General features: G+C 72.1%; 8 protein-coding genes. 1 reads left to right on the forward strand and 7 read right to left on the reverse strand.

The genetic code is table 11. The features are described 5' to 3' along the window. From resB to hemL, 5 genes are all read right to left on the reverse strand, one after another. Positions 1–1818, reverse strand: a complete 1818-nt coding sequence (gene resB / locus ACWD4P_RS31195; protein WP_449781966.1) for a cytochrome c biogenesis protein ResB — start codon at positions 1816–1818, stop codon at positions 1–3. A 2-nt stretch (positions 1819–1820) separates the two neighbouring features. Beyond that, positions 1821–2591 carry a cytochrome c biogenesis CcdA family protein gene (locus tag ACWD4P_RS31200; protein ID WP_449781969.1) on the reverse strand — a complete coding sequence of 257 codons (771 nt, stop codon included), beginning with the start codon at positions 2589–2591 and terminating at the stop codon, positions 1821–1823. 2 nt (positions 2592–2593) lie between these two features. Continuing rightward, positions 2594–3211, reverse strand: coding sequence for a TlpA family protein disulfide reductase (locus ACWD4P_RS31205; protein WP_449781967.1), 618 nt, complete (start codon positions 3209–3211; stop codon positions 2594–2596). Between the two features lie 150 nt (positions 3212–3361). After that, complete coding sequence (locus ACWD4P_RS31210; protein ID WP_359823664.1) at positions 3362–4012, reverse strand: histidine phosphatase family protein; 651 nt, start codon at positions 4010–4012, stop codon at positions 3362–3364. An 86-nt stretch (positions 4013–4098) separates the two neighbouring features. Continuing rightward, positions 4099–5427, reverse strand: a complete 1329-nt coding sequence (hemL, locus tag ACWD4P_RS31215; protein ID WP_359823647.1) for a glutamate-1-semialdehyde 2,1-aminomutase — start codon at positions 5425–5427, stop codon at positions 4099–4101. A 439-nt stretch (positions 5428–5866) separates the two neighbouring features. On the opposite strand from hemL, the gene ACWD4P_RS31220 reads away from it, so the two are divergent. Continuing rightward, the gene (locus ACWD4P_RS31220; protein WP_374119985.1) at positions 5867–6349 is read left to right on the forward strand and encodes a hypothetical protein; all 483 of its coding nucleotides are present in this window, start codon (positions 5867–5869) and stop codon (positions 6347–6349) included. Between the two features lie 78 nt (positions 6350–6427). Here ACWD4P_RS31220 and ACWD4P_RS31225 read toward each other — a convergent pair whose 3' ends face one another. Both ACWD4P_RS31225 and ACWD4P_RS31230 read right to left on the reverse strand, forming a co-directional pair. Then, positions 6428–6919, reverse strand: a complete 492-nt coding sequence (locus ACWD4P_RS31225) for a MarR family winged helix-turn-helix transcriptional regulator (protein ID WP_359823641.1) — start codon at positions 6917–6919, stop codon at positions 6428–6430. Between the two features lie 63 nt (positions 6920–6982). Beyond that, positions 6983–8263, reverse strand: a complete 1281-nt coding sequence (locus ACWD4P_RS31230; RefSeq protein ID WP_359823638.1) for a glycosyltransferase family 39 protein — start codon at positions 8261–8263, stop codon at positions 6983–6985. Positions 8264–8497 lie beyond the last annotated feature (234 nt).

The following is an 8497-nucleotide window of genomic DNA, read 5'->3' on the forward strand; positions in this document are numbered from 1 at the left end:
CTACTCCTTGGAGTTCTGGTCGGCAGGGACTGCGGGGTCCGAGGACGCCTCCGGGGCGGTGGGGGCCCCGGTCTCCTCGGGTACGTCCGTTTCGGTGGAGCCGTCGCCGTCCTCGGTGGGCGCCGGGGCGTCCGCGTCGGGGGCGTCCTCCTCAAAGGCCGGCTCGTCGTCCTCGGAGGCCGGGGCGTCGTCCTGGAGGTCGACCGCGAGCTCCGCCAGCTCCTCGGCGATCTTCGCCGACTCGCTGCGGGCCAGGCCGGCCAGCTCCACCTGGGTGCCGCCGCCCGGCAGGGCGACCGCCCGCACCCAGATCCGGCGGCGCTGGATGAACAGCGAGCCGACCAGACCGAGGATCGCCAGCACCCCGCCGGCCAGGGCGATCGAGTTGCCCGGGCGGTGCGAGACGTTGAAGCTGGCCCACTGCTTGTAGCCCTCGAAGGTCACCGAGCCGTAGCCGTCGGGCAGGTTCCAGCCCTCGCCGGGCTTGAGCCGGGCCTTGGCCGGCTGGCCGTCCTGGATCAGCTGGGTGAGCTTGCGGGTGTTGAGCTGGTAGACGTTCTGCGGCAGGCCGGAGTCGGTGCCGAGGTCGCCGGCGAAGGCGTTCAGCACCAGCTCGGGGGCGGCGTCACCGGGGAACAGCGAGACCGGGCCGGTGCCCTCGAAGCTCAGCGGGGCGGTCGGCAGGAAGAAGCCGGAGAAGCCCATCTGGGTCCTGTTGCCGTCGGGGCCCGTGCCGTAGTCGGAGACCTTGACGACCCCGGTGGAGGTCAGGTTGCCGTCCTGCGGCAGGAACGGCACGGCACCCCGGTAGACGACGTCGCCCTTGCCGTTCTTGACGGAGACGACCGGCGCGTAGCCGTGGCCGATCAGGTAGACCTTGCTGCCGCCGATCTCCAGCGGGTGGTTGACCTCGATCGTCGACTTCTTCAGCTTCGACTCGTCGCTGCCCGCGTAGTACTCGACGTTCGCGGTGAACTGCCGGGCGGCGCCGATCTGGTCGCCCTTGGTCTGGAACTTCGAGGTGAAGCCGTCCAGCTTCAGGTAGAAGGGGTCGAGGTCCTCGCTGCCGTAGAACCGGGTGCCGTTGAAGTCGTCGAGCTGGGTGATGGTGTTGGAGTAGCCCTCGCCCTCCACCATCAGCTTGCCGCCCGTGCCCGAGGCCAGGCTGGCCCAGGCGAAGCCGCCGAGCAGCGCGAACAGCGACAGGTGGAACAGCAGGTTGCCGACCTCGCGCAGGTAGCCCTTCTCGGCCGCCACCGAGCCGCCGGACAGGTGGGCGCGGAAGCCGCGCTTGCGCAGCAGCCGGTGCGCGGCGGCGTTCACCGCGTCGGCGTCCGCCTCGGTGCGCCAGGCAGCGTGCACCGGCATCCGGGTCAGGTTGCGCGGCGCGGCCGGCGGCTGGGAGCGCAGCACGCCGACGAACTGCCAGGTGCGCGGGACGATGCAGCCGGCCAGCGAGACGAACAGCAGGATGTAGATCGCGGAGAACCAGACCGAGCTGTAGACGTCGAACAGCTGGAGCTTCTCGTAGATCGGCGCGACCGTGGAGTGCTGCGCCTTCCAGGCCTCGACCTTCAGCTGGCCCTGGCCGTTCTGGTACTGCGGGATCAGCGAGCCGGGGATGGCGGCCAGCGACAGCAGGAACAGCAGGATCAGGGCGACCCGCATCGAGGTCAGCTGGCGCCACATCCAGCGCGCCCAGCCGAACGCCCCTATGCCGGTCGGTCCGTCGGACTCGACCGGCGCGGTGCTGAGCCGCTCGGCGGCGCTGTCCTCCGGCGCCGGGGGCTGCTCGGCCTCGGTCGTGGTGTTGCTCACGGTCAGATTCCGATCTGGAAGTCGGCGGTCCAGGACTGCAGCTGGCTCATCATCGTGTCCCAGACCCCGGTGACGAGCAGCAGACCGACCACGACGAGCATGCCGCCGCCGATCCTCATGACGAGCGGGTAGTGCCGCTTGACCCAGCCGAAGGCGCCCAGCGCCCTGCGGAAGGCCACCGCGGCCACGATGAACGGTACGCCGAGGCCCAGGCAGTAGAAGGTCGTCAGCAGCGCGCCGCGCTGGGCGTCGGCCTGGTTGAGCGCCAGGTTCTGCACGGCGGTCAGGGTGGGGCCCATGCAGGGCGTCCATCCGACGCCGAAGACCACGCCGAGCATCGGGGCGCCCAGCAGGCCGACCGCGGGGCGGCGGTGCGAGCGCACCTCGCGCATGCTCAGCCCCGGGACGAGGCCCATGAAGGCCAGGCCCATCACCACGGTGAGCGAGCCCAGCACGATGTTGATGGTCCGCTTGTAGTCCTGCAGTTCCTGGCCGAAGTAGCCGAACAGCGCCCCGGTGGAGACGAACACCGCGGTGAAGCCGAGGATGAACAGCACCACGCCGAGCAGCATCCGGCCGCGCCGCGAGCCGCGGGCGTCGGCGAGGTCGGCGGCGGAGAACCCGGTCACGTACGAGAGGTAGCCGGGGACCAGCGGCAGCACGCAGGGCGAGAAGAACGACGCCAGCCCCGCCACCAGCGCGACCGGGGCGGCGACCAGCAGCGCGCCGCTCTGGACGGTCGAGGTGGTGTCGGCCAGCTGGAGGGCCGGCAGGCTCACTGCTTCTGCTCCGCGACCACGGGCTGGAGGATCGACTCCAGCGCGTCCTCGGTGGTGCCGCCGACCGCGCGGGCGGCCAGCCGGCCGTCCCGGTCGATGATCAGGGTGGTCGGGATGGACTGCGGGTTGAGGCTGCCCTTGGCGAACTTGAGCAGCTGGGTGCCGGCCGGGTCGAAGAGGCTCGGGTAGGTGACGCCCTGCTCCTGCTCGAAGCGGACGGCGTTCTGCTTCTCGGTGTCCCGGGTGTTGATGCCGAGGAACTGGACGCCCTGGTCCTTGTACTTCTCCGAGACGGTCTGCAGGCTCTTCGCCTCGGCCCGGCACGGACCGCACCAGGAGCCCCAGACGTTCAGCACCACGACCTTGCCGCGGTAGTCGGAGAGCTTGACGGGGGTGCCCTCCAGGGTGTCCCCGGAGACGTCCGGCGCCTCCCCGCGCTTGCCGGCCTCCGCCTTCGACAGGTTGGTGCCCTTGACGGTGACGAAGCCCACCTGGCCCTCGCCGCTGCCCGAGGAGCCCGAGGACGAGCAGCCGGTGAGGGCGAGCGCAGCGGCGGCGACGGTGGCGGCGGCTGCGGCGGCGACACGGGGACGGGGGCGCGTCATGGCAGACATGTGAAAAGTTTCGCATGGAGTCCCGGCCAGGTTCGCCGGGGTCCTCCCTAGCGCGTCGCACCCCGTCTGACCTGCGACGCAATCGGGTCACCCGGCACTCGCCGGGTGACCCGAAGTCATACTTACCCGCCCCTTACGGGCGGCCCGCGGTCAGGCGCCGAAGCTCTTGCCCACCGGCTTGTCGCCCTTGCGTCCCTTGCCCACCAGGTGCGCGGGCAGCAGGTCGCGGGCCGGTTCGCGGTAGCCGACCGAGACGATCCGGTCGCCCTCGAAGGTGAAGCTGGTCAGCGAGGCCAGCGAGCACTGCCGGTTGCGCGGGTCGTGCCAGAGCCGGCGGCGCTCCACGAAGGAGCGGAGGATCCAGACCGGCAGCTGGTGGCTCACGCACACCGCCTCGTGCCCGCGGGCGGCGTCCCGGGCCGCGCCGAGCGCGCCCATCATCCGCACCACCTGGTCGAGGTACGGCTCGCCCCAGGAGGGCTTGAACGGGTTGGTGAGGTACTTCCAGTAGCCCGGGTTGCGCAGCGAGCCGTCGCCGACGCCGAAGGTCTTGCCCTCGAAGACGTTCTCCGCCTCGATCAACCGCTCGTCCACCGCGACCTCCAGGCCGTGCGCCTCGGCGATCGGCGCGGCGGTCTCCTGGGCCCGCTCCAGCGGGGAGGCCACCACGTGGGTGATGTCCCGGTCGGCCAGGTCCTCGGCGACCCGCTCGGCCATCTTCCGGCCCAGCTCGGACAGGTGGTAGTCCGGCAGGCGCCCGTACAGGACGCCCTCCGGGTTGTGCACCTCGCCGTGCCGCATCACGTGGACGACGGTGATCTCTTTGGCGCTCACTTCTCGACTACTCCTGGGAATCGGTTCGGGCCGCGGCGGTCGGGCGGCGGCGGTCAGGCCGTGGCGGCGGCAGCGGCGCGCGCGGCGGCCGGCAGGGCGGCGGCGATCCGCTCGATCGCCCGCTCGTCGTGGGACGCCGAGACGAACCAGGACTCGAAGGCGGACGGCGGCAGGTAGACGCCCTGGGCCAGCATCGCGTGGAAGAAGGCGGTGAAACGGTACGCCTCCTGGGTCCTGGCCTTGTCGTAGTCGGTGACCGGGGCCTCGGTGAAGAACACCGAGAACATGTTCCCGGCGGTCTGCAGCCGGTGCGCCACGCCCTCCTTGGCGAGCGCGTCGGCGACCAGGCCGGACACCTCGGCGGCGACCTTGTCCACCGTCGCGTACACCTCGTCGGTGCAGCCGCGCAGCTGGGCCAGGCCGGCCGCGGTGGCGACCGGGTTCCCGGACAGCGTGCCCGCCTGGTAGACCGGGCCGGCCGGGGCCAGGTGCGCCATCACGTCGGCGCGGCCGCCGAAGGCCGCGGCCGGGAAGCCGCCGCCCATGACCTTGCCGAAGGTCAGCAGGTCCGGCGCCCAGCCCTCGTGCGCCGCCTCCAGGCCGTACCAGCCGGCCTTGGAGACGCGGAAGCCGGTCATCACCTCGTCGGAGATGAACAGCGCGCCGTTCTCCCGGCAGAGCCGGGCCAGGCCGCCGTTGAAGCCGGGCAGCGGCGGGACGACGCCCATGTTGCCGGGCGAGGCCTCGGTGATCACGCAGGCGATCTCGCCCGGGTGGGCGGCGAACGCCTGCTCGACGGCGGCCAGGTCGTTGTACGGCAGCACGATGGTGTCGCCGGCCTGGGCGCCGGTGACGCCCGGGGTGTCCGGCAGGCCGAAGGTGGCCACGCCGGAACCGGCGGCGGCCAGCAGCGCGTCCACGTGACCGTGGTAGCAGCCGGCGAACTTCACCACCTTGGCCCGGCCGGTGAAGCCGCGGGCCAGCCGGATCGCGGACATGGTGGCCTCGGTGCCGGAGGAGACCAGGCGGACCTGCTCGACCGGGGCGACCCGGGCGACGATCTCCTCGGCCAGCTCGACCTCGCCCTGGCCGGGGGTGCCGAAGGAGGTGCCGCGGGTGACGGCCTGCTGGACGGCGTCGATCACGGCGGGGTGCGCGTGGCCGAGGATCATCGGGCCCCACGAGCACACCAGGTCGACGTACTCGCGGCCGTCGGCGTCGGTGAGGTAGGGGCCGGTGCCGGACACCATGAAGCGCGGCGTGCCGCCGACCGCGCGGAAGGCGCGCACCGGGGAGTTGACGCCGCCGGGCGTCACCACGGAGGCGCGGTCGAACAGCGACTGGGACTGGGGGGCTTCGTAGGGGTAGCTCACAAAAGACATGGTCTCAAATCGTGTCCTCACGCTCTGCATGTCCGACCCGATCATCTGGAACGATGATCCGGGCACCGTTGTCTGTACGGTTGTCCGTACAGCAGGGGCCGCTGACTTCACCGGACCGGGGACCAGTCAGACTGTGTACACAGAGTGCGCAGGCGTTCCGGTTTGTGTGCAGGGGTGTAAAGAGGACTGCCGCGTACCGCGAGTGGGTACGGCGGCGCATGACGGGTAAGGAGCACGTCCGGTGGGCGCCGGACGTGCGGGGGTCTGTCGATTCCGGCGAATTCCGGTGAGGATGGTCCGAGTGTCCGAGGCGCAGGACGGCTACGACGAGGCCGCGGGGGGCTCCCGCAGGCCCACCGAGGCCGCACGCGGGGGTACGGGAGCGGGAACGGGTCGTGGTCGTCGCGGCGGTGAGAGGCGGGGTGAGGGACGCGTGGGGGTGACCTACAAGTACTTCGGAGCCCCGGACCGCGCGACGGCCGCCAGAGTGCCCACCGCCCTCGGCCCGGGCGGCCTCGGGCTGGACGCCGGCGAGCTCGGCGCGCTGGGGCGGCTCGGCGACCTGATGGAGACCAGCGGCTCCCCCACCGGCCACCTCTCCACCAAGATCAAGCCGGAGACGATGAGCGCCATGGTGCTCACCGGCATCCAGGGCGTCCCGCTGCACCAGGTGCCGCCGCTGGAACTGGTGGTGCTGCACCCCGACTACGCCGTCGTCCAGCTCCCCCACAACGTCGTCGAACCGCTGCGCAAGGCCGACGAGACCGAGCTCGGCGCCGCCGCCTTCATCTGGTCGACCGTGCCGGACCGGCGCGGGCCGCGGGACGCGTTCGTGATCTACAGCATGCTGCACGAGTGGCAGGACTTCGCCAACCGCCTGCACGAGGCCGGGCACCAGCTGTACTGCCTGGTCTGGCCGTAACGACCGACCCTTCCCCGGCCCGCCGCTCGAACGCGGGCCGGGGAAGGGCGAGTTGACGGCCCGAAAGGTGTCGCGCGGTCAGCCCCGGGGGCGGCGGGCGCGGCGCACGGTGCGCTCGACCTCGACCGGCTCCGCGAGGTGACCGTCCACCAGGTGCGCCAGGGCCGAGACGAAGACCTCGCGCTCGGACCGCGGCAGCGAGTCCAGCAGTTCGCGGTGCACCCGGTCGGCGATCGCGGTGCCCTCCGCCACGGCCCGCTCGCCCGCCGCGGTGACCGAGACGATCCGGGCCCGCCGGTCGGTCGCGGAGGGGCGGCGCTCGGCCAGGCCCGCCTTCTCCAGCTCGTCGACGGTGACCACCATGGTCGTCTTGTCCAGGTCCGCCAGCTCGGCCAGCTGGATCTGGGTGCGCTCGGCCTCCTGGGCGTGGAACAGCACGCTGTAGGCGCGCGGGGTGATCCCGAGGTCCGTGAAGGCGGCCGCCATCCGGGTGGCCAGCACGTGGCTCGCGTGGTCCATCAGCCCGGAGATGTCGCGGATCCGGCGAACGGGCTGCGGGGTCGTCGTCATACGTCCGAGGTTAGCAACGGCCCGTCCGCTGCCGGATGATCCCGTTGCCAACCAACGCCGGGTCTACGGGATACCCAACTCGAACAGCGCATAGCCCCCGTACCAGCCGGCCGCGAGGACCGGCATCGCCAGCAGCCCGGCCAGCGAGGAGGTCCGCACCCGGCGCAGCGCCACCGCCACGCCGATGCAGAGCGGGAAGGCGGGCAGCAGGTAGCGCGAGATGTTGCCGAAGATCTGGTTGGTGCTCAGCGCGGTGAAGATGGTGAGCCCGGTGTAGACCCAGAGCACCAGCGGCGGCCGGGTCCGCCAGAGCAGCACCACCAGCCCGGGCAGGGCGATCAGCAGGACGATCGCGATCAGGTCCGGGACGGGATTGGCCTGCCAGTAGGTCCAGTGGCCGGCGAGCACGTCCCTGATCGTGCGCACGGTCGAGACGCCGCCGTCGAAGTAGCGGTTCCAGGCGCCCTGCTGGAGCTTGAAGTAGCCGCCCCAGTCGCCCATCTTCCAGCCGACCCACGCGACGTAGCCGAGCAGGCCCCAGGGGGTGATCAGCATCGCGGTCAGCGGCCGGGCCACCCCGTCGGTGCGGCGGATCAGCGCGACCAGCGCGGCGATCGAGACGGCGGCGATCAGCACCGCGGCGGTCGGCCGGTTGAGGCCCGCCAGCAGGGTCAGCAGGCCGGCTTCCAGCCAGCGACGGGTCATCACGCAGTAGCAGGCCCAGGCGGACAGCGCGACGAACAGCGAGTCCGAGTAGACCGCCCACTCCACGCCGGAGCCCGGGAACAGGCCCCAGAGCACCGCCGCGATCACGCCCGCCCGGTAGCCGCCGAGCCGCTCGGCGATCGCGAAGATGCCGGCCGCGGCGAACAGCGAGGCGATCACCGAGACGACTATCCCGGAGCCGTACGGGCCGAGCCCGGTGACGGTGCCGACCAGCCGCATCAGCCAGGGGTAGAGCGGGAAGAAGGCCGCCGAGTTCTCGTAGTAGGTGGCCAGCGGGAAGCCGTGCAGCGGGATCAGTTGCGGGTCGTACCCGTTCTCGGCGATCCGCTGGTACCAGGTGCCGTCCCAGGAGCCCAGCACGTCCCAGGCGTTGGTGCCGCCGCCGCGGCCCGGCTGCTTCTTCAGGTAGTCGCCGGTGTGCGAGAGCAGCAGCAGGAAGACGGTCACGCCGATGGTCTTGACCGCCGCGTATGCGCCCAGCGCGGGCCCGAAGCGGTCGACCAGGGCGCCGAAACGGCCGGGCGTTCGGTCCTCCCGCTCCTCGGGGGCCCGCTCCGGCGGCGCCCCGGGCGCTCCGGGCTGGGTACTGGACGACTCGGTGCTAGATGCCGTGCTCATCTGGTCTGGGTACTCCCCGCCCCGCTCGTGGTCCGCGCGGCTCCGGCGCAGCGATTTTCCCGTGAGCCTACGGCACGCCCCCGGGCCGGGAACCCCTGGCGCCCCCGGACCCCCGCCCGGCACCGTGCCTCCGGCGCCGAACACCCGGTCGGCGCCGCCGTGTCGGGGCCGACCGGACGGGCCGGGTTTCCCGGCCGGGAACGCGGCCGCCGCCGCCCGGGTGGGGGGGGGGGG

This window comes from Kitasatospora sp. NPDC002543, from assembly GCF_053594915.1.